Consider the following 16,970-nt stretch of genomic DNA (forward strand, 5'->3'; position numbering starts at 1 on the left):
AAGTAAGCCGACAATCGCGTTCGACGCCGGGCCCGGGCAGTCTTCCGAAGCGGTGCCGCCGTGCGTGGGACCGCGTTGCCCTTCGCGCACGCTTGCGATCCACGTCAGCCGACGAGGCTCGCCAGATCATCCCACGCAAAGACGAGATTGTGCGACTGCCAGACCGGCCCCGAGTCGACATACTCGCCGATCTGCCGCCCGTTCAGCGATCGATAAAACGCGATCGCGGGCGCGTTTTCCCGGACGACGCTCAACGCGGCGCCCCGATACTTCGCGTTGGTCAAATGAATCGCGAGCCGCGACAGCAACAGGCGGCCGATGCCGCGACGCTTGAAATCGGAATCGACATACAGCGACCTGATCGCGCCGCGACCACCGTATTCGGGTTTCGACGATCCGCCGGCGGCGCCCATGCCGACTATCCTGCCTGCCGTCTCCGCCACGAGCACGATCAGCGTGCGGTCATCGGCGGACAGCTTGCGCGTCCACATCTTGCGTCGATAGGGCACGTCGAGGATCGCATACGCGTGTGGCGGCGCCAGATTCCGATAGGTATGCCGCCATGACCTGACGTGAAATTCGGCGACCGCCTGCACATCGTCGAGACCGGTCGATCGGATGGCTATTTCATTCATCGGGCATGCTCCCGGGCAGAGCCGCCACGCTGGGGGCGGCAGACCGACGCATTGTCGATGATCCGGGCGACGTTGTCGAACGGACGGGCCGCCCCTGTCGACCCGCCACCGCACCATTGCTTCGGCCAGCCCGTTCGGGCGCCGATGGCGACCGATGCATGACGGGCCGTCAATCGGCCGGCGTCACTTGTAGTTGAACGCGTCCGGGTGGTTCTCGAGGCTGCCCGTCAGTGCCGCATACAGGATCGTCCGTCCGTCGATCGATTCGCTACCGCCGCCGATATTGAGCCATGTCAGCTTCTCGGCGCCCTCCTTCGGACCTGCGACGGACAGCACACCGTACATGACCTTCTTCTGCGGGTCGTACAGCACCGCGATGCGCTCCGATCCGCAGTCGTGCGGCTTGCAGGCCGTCATCACGTAGACGTCGTGCCCGCCGAACACGACGGTGGATCCCGGAGATTCGGTGCCGCGCGTCACCCATGCCGGCACCGCGTGACCTTTCTTCATCGCGGCGAACGCTTCGCTCGCCGCGCGATCACCAGGGATTGTGCTCATCGTCCATGTTTTCGCCGGTGAGGGGCCCGCGGCCCATGCGGCCTGGACGAGGATCAGTGCGGCAGCGGCGAGAGGAATCCTGACGTTCACTTGTACATACTCCTGTCAATGTGGCGATTCATTAGTCGTCGCACCACCGAAAAGAGTTCGTCCCGTCGTGTCAACTTTTGTCAATCAGTAGTGGCTGCGCCCCCACAGCGTCTTCGGCTCGTCGAGCAGGTGACGCAACCCGCCGCGCTCGATCGTGATCGCCGCGACTTCGTTCACCCGTTCGAGAATCGCCTCCTCATCGACCGACAACACGCGCCGCTCCTCCATCAGCACCCTTCCGCCGACCATCGTCATGCACACGTCGGCCGCATTCGCGAAACACGTCACGCGATACACGGGCATGTTCATCGGCATCATGTGCGGCCGGAACAGGTCGACGAGGATGAGGTCGGCAAGCTTGCCGGCTTCGAGCGAACCGACCTCGTGATCGACCGACAGCGCCTTCGCCGCGTCGATCGTCACCATCTCCAGCACCTTGCCGTGCGGCAGCACGTCCGGATCGCGGAAATGCCGGCGGTGGTAATGCATGCATTGCCACATGTGGCGGAACATGTCGTAGCCGCGATCGGGTGCCGCGCCGTCCGACGCGATCGCCACCGTCACGCCCGCATCGATCAGCTCGGGCACCGGGCAGCGCCCGATGATCGACATGATCGCGCTCGGGTTGTGGACGATCGCGGTGCCCGTCTCGACGCACGCCGCGATGTCGTCGTCGGTCAGGTCGATGCTGTGCGACATGAACGACGTCGGGCCGAGCAAGCCGAGCTCGCGATGCGCGAACGCGAGCGTGCCCGCGCGGTGGCCGTCCTGCGTGAAGGTCAGCCCGTGCCCGCGCGCCAGTGCGCCGTAGCGCGCGGCCTGGTCGCGAAAATCGCGCTCGTACTGCGCGAGTTCGGGATCGTGCTCGGGCCCGTACACGGGCAGCGTGAGCGCGATGCGGATCCGGCCGTCGGCGTCACCGTGGCATTCGTCGATAATGCGTTCGCACACGTCGTACATCGTGTCGAAATCGATGTCACGCGTGTCGCTGCCGTCCGGCGTGTGGCGCGTGTACGCACGCGGCGCGGGCGGACGCGACGGGCCGACCGCGACGATCGAACGCGTGCCGGTGCGCACCACCGCATCGCAATGACGCCGTGCATAGACCGGATCGTCGACGCGCATGATCGAATTGCCGCCGCCGAGCAACGACACGCCCGTCGTCACGCCGGCCTTCAACCGTTCGAGCGCCGCGAGATGCGATTCGGTTTCCCAGAACGCCTCGTCCGACGCGCGCGTGTAGATCGTCTCGGCCGCGGCCGACCATGCGTCGCCATCCGCGCCGCCGATCGTGCGCAGCATCGCGTGGCCCGCGTGCGCATGCGCATCGATCAGGCCCGGCAGCACGGCCTTGCGGCGTGCGTCGATCGTGCGCGCGGCGCGGTAACGGGTCTGCAGTTCATCGGTGCCGCCCACGGCGACGATACGATCGCCCTTCACGGCGACCGCGCCGTTCTCGATCACGCGCCGCTGCGGGTCCATCGTGATCACGCAGCCATGCGCGATCAGCGTGTCGATCGCTTCGCGGTTGTCCGCCCGGTTGTCCTCGGTAGTCATCGCACAGTGTCCTGTTGTCGTTCGATTGATGGTGTTGCCGCCCGATAGCCCGGCGGCCCGGCCGCGGCGTCATGCAGAAAAGCCGTCACGCGGAACCGACCGGCGCCGCGACCCGGGCCTTCAGCTTGCGCTGCCCCGCGCTGATCGCGATGAACACCACCGCATTCACCGCGAGCGCGACGAGCCCGGGGTTGATCGACGTCAGCGTATTCGACGCGCCGGGGAACAGCGACGCGAGCGTCACGCCATAGTAGTTCGTCATCGCGATCACGATCGCACCGGCTGCAATGCCCGCGAATGCGCCTTCGCGCGTGCCGAACGGTCGCTTCAGGAAGCTCGATGCGAGCATCGGCACGAGCTGCGTGAGCAGGCTCGACGAGAAGATCGCGAGCGTGACGAAGGTCGCGCCGCCGCGCAGCACGAAGTAGACCACCACCAGCGTGAAGATCGGCAGCGCGATTCGCGCGACGCGCGTCACCTCGCGGTCGGTCGCGTTCGGCGCGAAGCCTTCGCGGTAGATGTTGCGCGCGATCGTCGTCGACGCGTTCAGCATGATCAGCGAACCCGGCACCAGCGCGGTCAGCAGGCCCGTGCCGCCGACGATGCCGACGAACCACGCCGGGAACGTCTGCTTCACGAGCCGCAGCAGCGCGAGATCGGTCTGCGCGCCTTCGAGCCCGTGCACAGTCATCACGGCCGCGAAACCGACCAGGAACAGGAACGCGATCAGCACCTGGTACAGCGGCATCAGGATCACGTTGCGGCGCAGCGCGCGCTCGTCCTTCGCGACGTAGATCGCCGTGAAGCCGTGCGGATACAGGTAATAGCCGAGCGACGTGAGCAGGATCGTCGAGTTGTACCAGCTCAGGTTGAAGCCATGTTCCGGCATCCGAAGCAGTTCCGGATGCACGGCGTCGATCTTCGCGAACATCGCACCGAGGCCACCGTAGTAGTGGATCGGCAGGTACAGGCCGAGGAAGATCGCGATGCCGAGGATCAGCACGTCCTTGACGATCGCGATGTTCGCCGAGCCGTGAATGCCCGACACGACCATGTAGACGGCCATCAGCGTCGCGGCGATCCAGATCGCGGCCGCTTGCGGGATCAGCCCGTACGACATCTCCGACACGATCACGCCAAGCCCGCGCAGCTGAATCATCAGCAGCGACACCATCGCGAACACCGCGACGACCGACACCAGCACGCCGATCGCGCGGCTGTCGTACTTCGACGCGAAGTAGTCGGCGAACGACACGAGCCCGCGCGCTTTCGCGTGGCGCCAGATCGCGGGCAGCATCCAGTAGCCGATCACGCACGCGAGACAGCCGTACGTCAGGATGTAGAACGCGGGCACGCCCTTGCTGTAGGTCCAGCCGCTCGCGCCGAGGAACGAGAACGTCGAGAACGCCTCGCCGGCCATCAGCAGGAACGTCAGCAGCGAACCGAAGCCGCGCCCGCCGACCGCCCACTGCTCGAGCGTGAGCTTGCGGCCGCGGCGCGCCATCACGCCAATGGCGAGCGCGAACACGGCGAACGCCACGATGATGATGATCGAAGCGTTCATCGCGCGTCTCCCGGGCGGCCGTCGCGTGCTGCGTCGCGTTCGTCGAGACGGAACAGGATCGCGAGGATCGCGGCGGTTGCCGCCATCCAGATCAGGTTCCACACGAGCAGGAACGGCAAGCCGAACAGCAGCGGCCGCGCCTCGGCGAGCGAGCCGCCGGCATACATCCCGACGAACGGCAACGCCGCCAGCAACAGTTTGAGTTTCATGAGTGTCTCCTCCGGAAGACGCGCGAACGCGTCAGAACATCAGAACTTCTGGCGGATGCCGACCACCACCGCCACCTGCGACGTCGTCGACGACGCGCTGTCGGTGCCGTCGATCCACGCCTGGCCGACACCCGACGACGCCTTCTGGTAGAAGCCGTTCACGTACACGTCGGTGCGCTTGGACAGCAGGTACTGCACGCCGGCCGATACCTGGTGGTAGTGGCCGCTGTCGCTGCCGCGCGCGACCTGCGTATAGGTGTAGCCGGCCGCGGCCATCAGCGCTGGCGTCACCATGTAGCGCAGGCTGCCTTCATAGTTGTTGAAGCGCAGCGCGCCACCCGTTGCCTGCCCGAAGTTCGAGCCCGTATAGAGCAGGCCGAGCGTCGCCGGCCCGATCGCGTAGCTGCCGCCCGCGCCCCAGATCTGCTGGCGGATCGCGTTCCCGAGGCGCGCACCGAACAGCGATGCCGACGCCGGATAGTAGTTGTCCGAAGCCACAGCACCGGTCGCGCTGACCGCCGGATGGTTCACGCGCGCATACGCGGCCCCCGCGTTGAGCGGCCCGTTCGCGTACGTGACGCCGGCGCTCCAGCTGTTGTCGTTCGCGAAGCCGGTCGAGTTCGAGAAGCCGTACACGAGGTTCGCCTGCAGGCCCGCGATCGTCGGCGACACGTACTTCACCGCGTTGTTGGTACGGAACGTGTTGTTGATGTCGTCGTTGTCGAACGGGTGCGTCGAGTACTGCGCGAGGAAGCTGCTCATCTGCAGCGAGCCGAGGATGTCCTGCACCGAGTTGTACTGGCGACCAAGCGTCACCGCGCCCCAGTTCACGCCGCTCAGGCCGACCCACGCCGAACGCCCGAACATCCGGCCACCCTGCCCGAGCGCGCCGTTCGCGACGTTGAAGCCGTTCTCGAGGCGGAAGTTCGCCTTCAGGCCACCGCCGAGATCCTCGGTGCCGATCAAGCCCCAGCGCGGGCCCGATTCGTTGCCGCCCGTGAATTGCCACAATGCATGGCCCTTCGCGTTGTTCGTGTAGGTCACGCCCGCGTCGACGATCCCGTACAGCGTCACCGTCGACTGCGCGTGCGCGGCGCCGGCGAACAGCATGGCGACCGCCGCGCCCACGCCTGCGGCGCCCGTTTTCCCACCCTTCATTCGCACCATCTCCGTCTCCTCCTCTCCAAACCTGTTTATCGATGTGTTGTGTTTTTTTTTGATCTTGCCCATACGCGCCGATCGGCTTGTCTAGACAGTGGCTCGATGGTATCCAGCCGCAACCGCATCAAGAAATGAAATGTTCAACTGGGCGACAGTTGAAAATCGAATAGCGGGAAGATGAGCAGGGACGGTGTGCCCCTGCAAGAGAAACGAAAGCGCGCGAGTCCACTGGACGCGGGGCGTTTTGATCGGACGTGAATGGCCTGCGTAAGCAAGCTGACGAAACGGCGACGGGCGATGTGCCGATGTGGTTTTCCCTGACAGCCCGTGCATCGCACTCTCGCAGTGCGAAGTGAGCCCGATAGCCGACGCGATCGAGGAGCGGCGGCGCAACGCCGCCCCGCTCGTCGGGCACCCCCAGTTGCGGCGCGCTAGCGCAGCCGGTCGGCAACGGCGCGCGCCACCATGCTCAACGCATCGCCGCATTCGAGCGCCGCGCGTGGCCGTGTCGCTTCGCCGTGCGCGTCGAGCGCGCGCGGTGCGAAGTCCGGCGACGACGAGAATTTCACGATCGTCAGCGCGTGCTTCGGATCGACGAGGATCGACTGGCCGAACCGCCCCGCAGCCGCGAACGAACCGTCGCCATCGTTCACCTGGTACCAGTAGTCACGATACGCATAGCCGTCCTTGCCCGCGATCACGTTGCCCTTCGCGAACAGCGCCGCGTTGTGTGCGGGCTGCAGTGCCGCCCGAATCGTCGCGGCGGGCAGCGTGCCACGTGCGCCGCCGAGCCCCGTGCGCACGCGCTCGGCAAAACGCGCGGCATCGCGCAACGTCGTGTAGAGCCCGCCGCTCGCCATCGCCATCGCGTTGCGGTCGACGACGACGTACGCATCGTCTTCCGCGAAATCGCGCCACAACCACCGCTCGACCAGCGCACTCCACGACTGCCCCGTCGCGCGCTGCATCGCCCACGCAACGGCTTCCGGCGAACCGTTCTGATAGAACCACGTGCTGCCGGGCGCCACGTCCGGTACACGCTGCACGGTCAGCAGGAAGTCGGCGATGCTGGCCGGCGCGCCTTCACGGTGCGGCACCAGCCCGACCGCGCCGAACAGGCCGAGATCGGGCGGGACGCCCGGCGTGTACGCGGTCGGCACTTCCATGTCCAGGTTCTGCTGCAGCGTCGCGCTGCCGAACGGTGTGTCGGTAAGTTCCGGCACCGTGCGCGCAAGCGGCGCGCCTGCGTCGAGCACGCCGGATTCGATCATCTGCGCGGCCAGCAGGCCCGTCACCGATTTCGTCATCGACGCCCACGCGTGCGGCTGGTCGGGCCGGAAACCGTCGAAGTAGCGCTCGTAGACGATCCGGCCGCGCTGCACGACGATGAATCCGTCCGTATGCGTTGCGCGCAGGTATGCGTCGAGCGGTAGCGTCTCGCCGCCGATCGTCACGGGCAGCGTGTCGAGGCCGGATGCCGGCTGCTCGGGCAACGGCATCGGCATGGCCGCGTGCCGGATCCCGGCCGTCGGCGCGAGCAGCCGCGTATTGCCCAACGCCCAGCGCAGGCGCGCAGGCGTGAATGCGTTCGCCTTGTTGACGACCTGGTCGGCCGATGGCGGAAAGCCTTGCATCATGCCGGGTGTGACGGCGTCGGGTGCAGCGTGCGCGATCGTGGCGAGCGCGAGCCCGCCGGCCAGTACGAAGGTGTCGGCCAGCCGGCGAGTGCGCCGGGTCGCGGTAAAGCGTCGATGAATTCGCATCGAATCATGTCTCGTAGTGGAAAGAAAGCGCCTTTGTGCCCGGCGATCAAGGCTGCTGGCCATCGATGCGCAGCAGGTTCGATACCGACACGACCCCGTCGACGCGCCGCGCAACCGCCGCCGCGAGATTCACCTGGTTCGTATCGGTGACCGAGCCGCTGAGCGTCACGCTGCCGTTGCGCACCCGCACGAGGATGCGCGTGACGTTGAGGTTTTTCGTGCGCGCGAGCGCCGTGCTGACGCGGCGTTTCAGCTTGCGGTCGGCCGCCTTGCGTTGTGCCGGCGACAGGTCGGCTGACGCCGGCACCTGCGCCGATGCCTGCACGGCCGCGTCCGCCGATGCCGGGATCGCCGTGCTCGCGGCATCGGGTTGCGCGTGGGCGGCGACGGTCCAGCATGCCGCCGTCAGCAGCGCCGCAGCCAGTCGGGATGAAGTACGCATGATCGAATCACACTCCTGAAAAATCGTTGAAAAAACTCAGAACTGCGTCATCAGCCCGATCGACACACCGGTCGTCGCGCTCGCACCGCGCCGCAGGTTCAGCGCCGCGATCGTCGCCGGATCGCGCATATACGCGCCGGTCATCCCGTTGCGATCGACCTCGACATACAGCTCGGTGCGCTTCGACAGGAAGTACTCGGCGATCGCGTAGGTCGTCAGCTTGTGACCGTCCGCGCCCGACACGTTGCCGAGATTGCGCGCGCGGTCGTAGAACGCGGCCGCGCTCAGCTGCACCGACGGCAGCGGCTGCACGACGACACCGAACGACGGGATATCGTCGCGCCGCGACGGCGCGCCGGCCTTGTTCGCGCGCACGTTCAGCGACGCATAGCTCAGGTAGAAGCGCGCACGGCCGAGCTGCAGCGTGCCGCCCGCCTGGATCGTCTGCGCCGACTGCGAGCCGTCCGGGCTGTATGTCTTCGCATACGACACGCCACCCATCAGGTCCGAATACGTGTACATCGCGGCCGTCGAATAGCTGGTGCCCGCATGCGAGCTGCCCGCGACGCCGCCGGGCGAATAGTTCGCACCGAACCGCAGGCCGCCTGCCTGCCCGAGATACTTGATCGTGTTGTTGAAGCGCGAGTCGAGCGTGAAGAAGTTGCCGTCGAACAGCACGCCCGGCTCGACCGCGAGCGATTGCCCGCGCCCGCCGAGCGGATCGAGCGCAATGCCGAGGTCTTCCGCGACGTTGAACTGGCGGCCGAGCGTCAGGCGGCCGAAATCGCCGGCCAGGCCGACATACGCGGCCTGCGAAAACAGCGTGCCGGACGTTTTCAGCGCACCGGTGCCGCTGTTGAACGCGCCGTCGAGCACGAACAGCGCCTTCAGCCCGCCGCCCAGATCCTCCTTGCCGCGAATACCAAACTCGTTGCCCGCGATGATGTTGTTGTTGAACCCGACCTGGCTGCCGCCCGGCAGCCCGTTGACCCAGCGCACGCCGCCGCCGATCCGGCCGAACAGCGTCACGCTCGACTGCGCATGCGCACTCCCCCACAGCGCGCCGATCAGCGCCACCGCGATCATCTTCTTCATGTCTCCTCCTGCCGCGTCGTCGCGCGGCGTATCGTGGTACTGCTTCCCGTCGAAAGGCGCCGCGGCCCGGCTGGCGGGCCGTACGCCGAATGCGATGCAACAGGTCCGGCGGCGCTAGCGGCCGCACGCGCCGACCGGCGGTACGGGGCGCGCCGTCTCGCCCGCGAGGCGCCGCAGCGAGCGCTGCGGATCGAGGCACCAGGCGCCGAGCACGCCGCAGGCGATCAGCACGACGCCGCACACGACGCTCGCCTGCTCGAAACCGCGCGCCACCGACGCGCCGCTCGCCTCGATCAGCATCCCGGTGACGACCGGTGCGCCGAGGCCCGCGAGCGACGCGAAGCCGTTGCTGAGCGCGAGCACGCCGCCACGCTGCGCGTCCGGCGTCACCTCGGCGAGCATCGCCGGGCCGATCGAATACATCGTCAGCGTCAGGCCGCTGCCAAGCGTGAGCAGCACGAGCTTTGCCGCGCGCGGCACCTCCGCGATCGGCAGCATGGCCAGCATCGCGCCGGCGATGGCGAGCGTGACGGCGATGAACGTGCCGCGCCCGTGACGCGACGGCATGCCGCGCGCGAGCAGCGTCTGCGACAGCCATGCCAGTGCGAGACTGAGCGGCGACGTGACCGCGACGAACAGCGCGAACATGCGCCCCGCCTCGTGCGGCCCGAAGCCGAGCCCGAGCTGCAGGTAGGTCGGCATCCACGTGAGCGTCATCGCGAGAATCCAGTTCGCCGCGAAATGGCCGAGGAAGTTGCCGAGCACCGTGCGATCGGTCAGCAGCCTCCCGTACGGCACGCGCTCGCCGCCGGCCGCGCGCGGGCCGCGCGACAGCGTGCCCTCCTCGCCGACTATGGCCCACGCGATGCACCACACGGCCCCGAGCAGCGCCAGCACCGCGAAGTTCGCGCGCCAGCCCCAGTGCGACGTGACGACCGGAATCGCGAGCCCCGCGATCAGCAGGCCGAGCGCGCTGCCCTGGTGCAGCAGCGCGACCGGGAGATTGCGCCGCGTATCGGGAAACCATTTGTAGATCGCATGCGTCGCGACCGGCGACGCGGGCCCTTCGCCGATGCCGAGCAGCACACGGCACGCGATAACGACCCAGATCGAACTCGCGGCGAGCATCGGCAGTTGCAGCAGCGCCCATGCGGCCGCCATCGCGAACAGCAGCCATTTCGCGGGCCAGCGGTTCGCGGCGATGCCGCCTGCGACCGCCGCGACCGCGAACAGCCAGTTGAGGCTGCCGCCGATCACGCCGAACTGCGTCGGGCTCAGATGCAGGTCGCGCATCATCGGCACCGACACGAGGCCGAGCACGACCTTGTCGAGAAAATTCACCAGCATCATCAGCGCGAGCATCGTCGCGATGGACCACGCCCGTCCGGGGCGGTACTGCGCACCATTCGTCATGGCTGTCTCCTGTCTATTTATCGTGGGCGGCCAGTGGCGTCGCGCTATCCGCCGCCGTGCTCGCCGGGCGCCGGTACACGGTCGTCGCCGTCCGGCAGGCCAAGCGAGAATTTCACCGGGAAGCGCACCGCGAGCGACCGGTCGGCCGCCACCTCGCGGGCGACGCCGCGGGCGCGCACGTGCGGATCGTCGAACACCGCGCCCGCGGCGGGCACGCGCGACACCGGCAACCCGAGGGCGCCGAGCACGCGCATCCAGTCGTCCTGCGTGCGCGTCGCGAAAGTCGCGCGCAACAGCGCGCCAAGCGCGTGCCGGTGCTGCTGCCGGCCCGCGCGCTGTGCGAAACGCGGTTCGCGCAGCGCCGGATACGCGTCGCCGAGCGCATCCGCGAACGCGGCCCAGAACTTGTCCTCGAGCGTCGCAAGCACGATGTGCCGGCCGTCGGCAGTCTCGAACAGGTCGTTGTCGGGCATCACCCAGCGTGCCGCGTCGCGCGTATCGCGGCCGGTGCGCAGCGCCCACGCGGCCGGTGCGGTCCACGCGAATATCGCGTCGTGGATCGACACGTCGAGATGCTGGCCGCGCCCGCTCGCGCGCGCGCTCATCACGGCGACCGCCAGCGCAAGCGCGGCGTGCAGCGCAGCGGCGTGATCGGCCAGGCGCACGCGCGGCCGCGCGACGGTATCGTGCAGTTGCGCGGGCACCGACCAGTAACCGGCGTCGGCCAGGAAGTTCAGGTCGTGGCCGGGACGGTTCGCATACGGGCCGTCCTGCCCGTAGCCGGTGATCGAGCACAGCACGATGCGCGGGTTCGTGTGCGCCAGCACGTCGTAGCCGAGCCCGAGCCGAGCCATCACGCCGGGCCGGTTGCCTTCGACCACCGCATCGGCATCGCGCACGAGATCGAGAAAGCGTGCGCGGCCGTCCGGCGTCTTCAGGTCGAGCACGATCGAGCGCTTGCCGCGATTGAACTGCGCAAACGTGTCGGCGCCGAACTGCCGCAACGCGTCGCCGCCCGGCGGCTCGACCTTGATCACGTCGGCGCCGAGCTGGCGCAGCAACGCACACGCATGCGGGCCGGGCAGCAGTTGGCCGGCATCGACGATCCGCACGCCGCGCAGGCACGACCAGGCCGGCGCGTCGCCATCGGCGGCGGGCCATGCGTCGCGTGCGTCATCGCGGGCCGTCATGCACCGCCCCCCGCGCCGGCCGGTTCGAGAATCGCCTTCGCGATCGTATTGCGCTGGATCTCGCTGGTACCGGTCAGGATCCGGAACATCCGCAGCTTGCGGAACGTCTGCTCGACCGGATGGCCGCGCGTGACGCCGACGTTGCCGTGGATCTGCACGGCCTTGTCCGCGACCTCGAAGCAGCGCTCCGACACGTACAGCTTGCATGCGGCCGCCGTCATCCGCAGGTCGGCGCCTGAATCGGCGAGCGCGGCCGTATGCGCGATCATGCTTTCGCATGCCCACAGCGCGGCGGCCATGTCGGCCAGCATGTGCTGGATCGCCTGGAACCGCGCGATCGGGCCACCGAACTGCCGGCGCGTGCGCGCGTAATCGAGCGACGCCCGATACGCCGACATTGCGAGGCCGAGCATCGTCGGGCAATGCAGCAGCCGGTTCACGTTGATGCGCGACATGCCGAGCCGGAAGCCGTTGCCGAGCCCGCCGAACACGTTCTCGCGCGGCACGCGCACGTCGACGAAGCGGATGTCCGCGTCGATGTGCTGGCCGGACATCGGCACGTACTCGTGCTCGACGGTCACGCCGGGCAGGTCGAGATCGACCAGCACGGCCGTGATCTGCGGCGGCGTCGCGGACGCATCGGTCACGCACATCACGATCGCGAAATCGGCGAACGGGGCGCCACTGATGTAATGCTTCGTGCCGTTGATCACGAGCGCATCGCCGTCCTCGACCGCCGTGGTGCGGATGCTCATCGCGTCCGAGCCCGAGTGTGGCTCGGTCAGTGCGAAGCACGTCGATTTCTCGCCGCGCATCACCGGCTTGAAATAGCGATCGAGCTGCGCGGGCGTCGCGTACTTCAGCATGTTGCCGACGCGCGGCGGCCCGCCGAGTTCGCCGAGCACGTGCGGCGCGAGCGCCGCGCCGCACGCGGCGAGGTCGGCCTTCAGCGCGCACACCTCGGCGATCGACAGCCCCTGCCCGCCGATCTCGACGGGCAGGCTCGCGGTATAGAAGCCGAGCGCGGCCGAGCGTTGCCAGACGCGGCGCAGCACGTCGCGCGGCCATACATCCTCGGAGTCGAGCTGCAGCTCGCGCTCGATCGGACGCAGTTCGTCGTCGACGAAGCGCAGCACGGCCGCGCGCAGCGCGACGAATTCAGGGCGTTGCAGATGATCGAACATGACGGGCTCCTTCAGTTGACGCGGCGCGCGACACCGCGCCAGTACTGCTCGCGCACGAGCTTGCGGGCGATCTTGCCGTTCGCGTTCTTCGGCAGCTCGGCGACGAAATCGATGGAGCGCGGCAGCTTGTAGTCGGCGAGCTGCGCGCGGCAGTGCGCGACGAGATCGTTCGCCTGCGCATCACGGCCGGCACGCAGCACGACCACCGCCTTGACGGCCTCGCCCCACTTGTCGTCGGGCACGCCGACCACGCAGGCCTCGAGCACGCCTTCGTGCCGGTAAAGCGCCGCTTCGACTTCGGTCGGATACACGTTGAAGCCGCCCGAGATGATCATGTCGTGCTTGCGGTCGACCAGATAGATGAAGCCTTCGCGATCGGTGCGCGCGAGGTCGCCCGTGTGCAGCCACCCGTCGACCAGCACCTCGCGCGTCAACTCCGGCGCGTTCCAGTAGCCCTGGAACACGTCCGCGCCGCGAATCACGATCTCGCCGATCGCGTCGCCTTCGACTTCGCGCCCGTCGGCATCGACCACACGCACCTCGGTTTCGCCGAGCGGCCGGCCGCACGACGCGAGACGCTCGCGGTCGTGCAGCAGCGCGTGCGCATGGTCGGCGATGCCGAACCGCGTGACGCCGGATGTCGATTCGCTCGCGCCATAGCCTTGCGACAGCACGGGGCCGATGCGCGCCCACGCTTCCTCGATGCGCGCCGGCGCCATCGGCGCCGCGCCGTAGCCGAGTACCTTCAGGCTGCGCAGGTCGGCCTGCGCGAGCTCGGGCGCGTTCAACAGCATGTTGACCATCGCCGGCACCATGAACGTGTGCGTGATGCGCTGACGCGCGACGTCGGCGAGGAAATGCGCGGGCTCGAACGCGTCGAACAGCACGAGCGTGGCGCCGCAGAACAGGTACGGCTGCATCAGCATCCCGGACGCATGCGTGATCGGGCCGATCAGCGCGAGCCGGTCGCCGGGCTGCGCGGGGCGGTCCATCCCCAGCACGATCTTGCGCAGCGACGCGAGCCGGTTGCCGTAGCTCTGCATCGCGGCCTTGATGCGCCCCGTCGAGCCGGACGAGAAATGCAGCACGGCAAGATCGTCCGGCGCCGGCAGGTAGTCGGGCGGTGTCTCGCCGCCCTTGGCAAGCAGCATTTCGTAGTCGAGATAGCCGGACACCGCGCCGCCGATCGATACGAACCGCTCGACCGACGCGAAGCCCGGCGAATCGGGCGTGTAATCCGTGTAGCCGCGCCCGCCGATGAACGCGGCGGGCGCGCAGTTGCCGACGACGTCGGCGGCCTCGGCCGCCGTGAAGCGCGGATTCAGCGCGGCTTTCACGAGGCCAGCCTTGTACAGCGCGCATTCGATCTCGACGAGCTCGATGCAGTTGCGCGCCTGCACGGCGATGCGTGTGCCGGGCGCGAAGCCGAGGCCGCGCAGCGCATTCGCGAGCCTGGTCGAGCGCTCGTCGAGCTGACGGTAGGTGACGACGCGGTCGCGGTGGATCACGGCGGGCTGGCTGCCCCAGTAACGGGCCGCGCGCCGCAGGAAGTAGGCGAAGCTCAAAACGATTCTCCTGGTCGAACAGTGCCGCCAGTCTGTAAGATGCCCAGGCATCACCACAATGCATCACCGGATATAAAGTCATAACCGACAGGAATCCCCCGATGGACACGCGCGATCTGGAGTACCTGCTGGCCGTGGAGCGGCACGGCAGCATCGGCAAGGCTGCGGAGGCGCTGGGGCTGTCGCAGCCGGCGCTCACGAAAGCCGTGCAGCGGCTGGAAGCGCAAGTCGGCGTGACGCTGTTCGAGCGCACCGCGAACGGGATGACGCCGACACCGGCCGGCGCACGCTTCGTCGCGCGCGCGCAGCGGATCGCGCTCGAGTTCGATGACGCGATGCAGGAGATGCGCGCGATTCGCGGCGGCGAACAGGGCGTGGTGCGGATCGGCTACTCGCCGACCGTGCCCAATGCGTTCGTGCTCGGTGCGTGCCGGCAGTTGATCCGCGAACGGCCGGCCGCGCGACTGCGGTTGCGCTGTCGGCTCGCGCGCGAACTGCTCGACCTGCTCTCGGCCGGCGAGCTCGATCTGGTGGTGGCGCCCGAGCCGCAGGAGCCGGACGCCGCGCTCGCAACCATCGCGCTGTTCGACGACCGGCTGACGGTGCTCGCCGACGCCGCGCACCCGCTGCAACGCAAGCGCGGGCTGACGCTCGCCGATCTCGCCGATCAGGAATGGCTGCTGCCGGAAGCGACGATTCCCGTGCGGCACCGGATCGACGACGCGTTCCGCGCACGCGACCTACCGGCGCCGCGTCTGCGCATCGAGACCGACTTCGGCAATACGTCGCTGCTGCAGCTGTTGCGCGGCACGCCGCTGCTGTGCGTTGGCGGCATGGATGCGCTCGACCAGATAACCGGATTACGCGCGCTCGACCTGCGGGCCGGCGAGCTCGAACTCGACCGGCGCATCGGCGCCATGCACCGGGCGGGCGCGTACGTGCCGCCGCTGGCGCAGCGGATGATCGCGCTGCTGCGGGAAAGCGTGGAATAGGCGCGGGGAAGCGCCGCGACCATCATCAGCCGGAGTGATGACCCTCCCCTTTTTCTGCGGATTTGACCGGGGGCACGGTGCCGACAACACTAGCCCGCAGTGCTGCAAAGACGGCACGCGCCCGCCTCCCCTTCAGAGTCCGCCATGGTCCCGACCGACACCGTGCAATTCCCGAGCGCCGCCCGGCCGCTCGCCGACCGGCAGCTGCGCCGGATCGTCATCGCTTCCGTCGCCGGCAACGCGATGGAGTGGTACGACTTCTTCGTGTACGGCACGGCCGCGGCGCTCGTGTTCGGCCATGTGTTCTTCCCGCCCGGCGCGTCGCCGCTCGCAGGCAGCCTCGCCGCGTTCGCGGCCTTCGCGCTAGGCTTCGTCGCGCGGCCGCTGGGCGGAATCGTGTTCGGCCACGTCGGCGATCGTTACGGGCGCAAGGCGTCGCTCGTGTGGACGCTGCTGATCATGGGCGCGTCGACCTTCGCGATCGGCCTGCTGCCGACCTATGCGCAGGTCGGCGTGTGGGCGCCGGCCGCGCTCGTCGCGCTGCGCCTGCTGCAAGGCATCGCGTCCGGCGGCGAATGGGGCGGCGGCGTGCTGATGATCAGCGAAAACGCACCGCCGGAACAGCGTGGCTACTACGCCGCGTGGAGCCAGCTCGGCGTGGGCGGCGGCTTCGTGCTGTCGTCGGCCGCGTTTCTCGCCGCGCAGGCGCTGCCCGACGACGCGTTCCGCACGTGGGGCTGGCGGCTGCCGTTCCTCGCGAGCATCGTCATCTTCGCGATCGGCATCTATATCCGCCGCCATCTGCCGGAAAGCCGCGACTTCGAGCAGGCCGGCAAGCGCGGCGCGCACACGCATCTGCCGATCGTCGAATGCGTCCGTCGCCACCCGAAGGAAATCCTGCTCGCGATGGGGCTGCGCGTGGCCGAGAACGGCGGCGCGTACATCTTCCTCGCGTTCTCGCTCGTCTACGGCAAGTACGTCGGCATTCCGAACGGTGTGATGCTGACCGGCGTGATGATCGCGATGATCGTCGAGATGGGCGCGATGCTCGCGTGGGGCCGGCTGTCCGACCGGATCGGCCGCAAGCCCGTGTACCTGATCGGCGCGCTGAGCCTCGTCGCGTGCGCGTTCCCGTTCTTCTGGCTGCTCGACACACGCGTGACGCCGCTCGTGTGGCTCGCGCTCACGGTCGGTACGGCGGTGAGTCACGGCGCGATGATCGGCACGCTGCCCGCGCTCGTCGGCGAGCTGTTCAGCACCGAGGTGCGTTACTCGGGCGTCGCGCTCGGGCATGAAGTCGCATCGATCTTCGCGGGCGGGATGTCGCCGCTGATCGCAACGGCGCTGCTCGCGCACTATCACGCGTCGTGGCCCGTGTCGCTGTTCCTCATCGCGCTCGGCCTCGTGACCGTCGCGACGCTGTGCGTGATGCGCGAGACGCGCACCGCCCCGGCCGCCGACTCGCGCGGCGAGGCGGCATGAGCGCGCGGCCCGTGCCGGCCGCCACGCCCGTGCCTTTGCCGACGGGCGAGCGCCCCGCCGGTTCACAGTG

The 16,970-nt window shown here is 68.3% G+C and carries 15 protein-coding genes; 2 read left to right on the forward strand and 13 right to left on the reverse strand.

The features are described 5' to 3' along the window. Nucleotides 1-104: 104 nt before the first annotated feature. The 13 genes from BDO18943_RS26365 to BDO18943_RS26425 all read right to left on the reverse strand — a co-directional run bounded on the left by BDO18943_RS26365 (nucleotide 105) and on the right by BDO18943_RS26425 (nucleotide 14,426). Nucleotides 105-635 (reverse strand): GNAT family N-acetyltransferase, encoded by a 531-nt coding sequence (locus BDO18943_RS26365; RefSeq protein ID WP_175024651.1) that lies wholly within the window; start codon nucleotides 633-635, stop codon nucleotides 105-107. A gap of 183 nt (nucleotides 636-818) precedes the next feature. Next, on the reverse strand, nucleotides 819-1,193 hold the full coding sequence (locus BDO18943_RS26370; protein WP_235996195.1) for an Ivy family C-type lysozyme inhibitor: 375 nt from the start codon (nucleotides 1,191-1,193) through the stop codon (nucleotides 819-821). A gap of 174 nt (nucleotides 1,194-1,367) precedes the next feature. Continuing rightward, nucleotides 1,368-2,840 (reverse strand): amidohydrolase family protein, encoded by a 1,473-nt coding sequence (locus BDO18943_RS26375; RefSeq protein ID WP_175024653.1) that lies wholly within the window; start codon nucleotides 2,838-2,840, stop codon nucleotides 1,368-1,370. Nucleotides 2,841-2,925: 85 nt separating this feature from the next. Next, nucleotides 2,926-4,404 (reverse strand): sodium:solute symporter family protein, encoded by a 1,479-nt coding sequence (locus BDO18943_RS26380; protein WP_175024654.1) that lies wholly within the window; start codon nucleotides 4,402-4,404, stop codon nucleotides 2,926-2,928. Next, on the reverse strand, nucleotides 4,401-4,613 hold the full coding sequence (locus tag BDO18943_RS26385; RefSeq protein ID WP_175024655.1) for a DUF3311 domain-containing protein: 213 nt from the start codon (nucleotides 4,611-4,613) through the stop codon (nucleotides 4,401-4,403). The genes BDO18943_RS26380 and BDO18943_RS26385 overlap by 4 nt, the downstream gene beginning before the upstream one ends. A 39-nt stretch (nucleotides 4,614-4,652) precedes the next feature. Continuing rightward, nucleotides 4,653-5,780: a porin gene (locus tag BDO18943_RS26390; RefSeq protein ID WP_374101832.1), complete on the reverse strand. Its 1,128-nt coding sequence runs from the start codon at nucleotides 5,778-5,780 to the stop codon at nucleotides 4,653-4,655. 425 nt (nucleotides 5,781-6,205) lie between these two features. Further along, nucleotides 6,206-7,537 carry a serine hydrolase domain-containing protein gene (locus tag BDO18943_RS26395; RefSeq protein WP_175024656.1) on the reverse strand — a complete coding sequence of 444 codons (1,332 nt, stop codon included), beginning with the start codon at nucleotides 7,535-7,537 and terminating at the stop codon, nucleotides 6,206-6,208. Between the two features lie 46 nt (nucleotides 7,538-7,583). Continuing rightward, a complete protein-coding gene (locus BDO18943_RS26400) occupies nucleotides 7,584-7,979 on the reverse strand; it encodes a BON domain-containing protein (RefSeq protein ID WP_175024657.1) in 396 nt (131 codons plus the stop codon). A gap of 36 nt (nucleotides 7,980-8,015) precedes the next feature. Beyond that, the gene (locus BDO18943_RS26405; protein WP_175024658.1) at nucleotides 8,016-9,074 is read right to left on the reverse strand and encodes a porin; all 1,059 of its coding nucleotides are present in this window, start codon (nucleotides 9,072-9,074) and stop codon (nucleotides 8,016-8,018) included. A gap of 114 nt (nucleotides 9,075-9,188) precedes the next feature. After that, complete coding sequence (locus BDO18943_RS26410; RefSeq protein ID WP_175024659.1) at nucleotides 9,189-10,487, reverse strand: MFS transporter; 1,299 nt, start codon at nucleotides 10,485-10,487, stop codon at nucleotides 9,189-9,191. A gap of 44 nt (nucleotides 10,488-10,531) precedes the next feature. Then, nucleotides 10,532-11,677 carry a CaiB/BaiF CoA transferase family protein gene (locus BDO18943_RS26415; RefSeq protein ID WP_175024660.1) on the reverse strand — a complete coding sequence of 382 codons (1,146 nt, stop codon included), beginning with the start codon at nucleotides 11,675-11,677 and terminating at the stop codon, nucleotides 10,532-10,534. Continuing rightward, entirely contained in the window at nucleotides 11,674-12,861 is a 1,188-nt protein-coding gene (locus tag BDO18943_RS26420) for an acyl-CoA dehydrogenase family protein (RefSeq protein ID WP_175024661.1), read from the reverse strand. Before BDO18943_RS26420 ends, BDO18943_RS26415 begins: the two co-directional genes overlap by 4 nt. A gap of 11 nt (nucleotides 12,862-12,872) precedes the next feature. Further along, nucleotides 12,873-14,426, reverse strand: coding sequence for an AMP-binding protein (locus BDO18943_RS26425; RefSeq protein WP_175024662.1), 1,554 nt, complete (start codon nucleotides 14,424-14,426; stop codon nucleotides 12,873-12,875). A 101-nt stretch (nucleotides 14,427-14,527) separates the two neighbouring features. Between BDO18943_RS26425 and BDO18943_RS26430 the strand changes: the two genes are divergently transcribed. Continuing rightward, nucleotides 14,528-15,418 (forward strand): LysR family transcriptional regulator, encoded by an 891-nt coding sequence (locus tag BDO18943_RS26430; RefSeq protein ID WP_175024663.1) that lies wholly within the window; start codon nucleotides 14,528-14,530, stop codon nucleotides 15,416-15,418. Between the two features lie 144 nt (nucleotides 15,419-15,562). Further along, complete coding sequence (locus BDO18943_RS26435) at nucleotides 15,563-16,900, forward strand: MFS transporter (protein ID WP_175024664.1); 1,338 nt, start codon at nucleotides 15,563-15,565, stop codon at nucleotides 16,898-16,900. The last annotated feature ends 70 nt before the right edge of the window (nucleotides 16,901-16,970 follow it).

The sequence above is a fragment of the Burkholderia aenigmatica genome, assembly GCF_902499175.1.
GTDB lineage: Bacteria > Pseudomonadota > Gammaproteobacteria > Burkholderiales > Burkholderiaceae > Burkholderia > Burkholderia aenigmatica.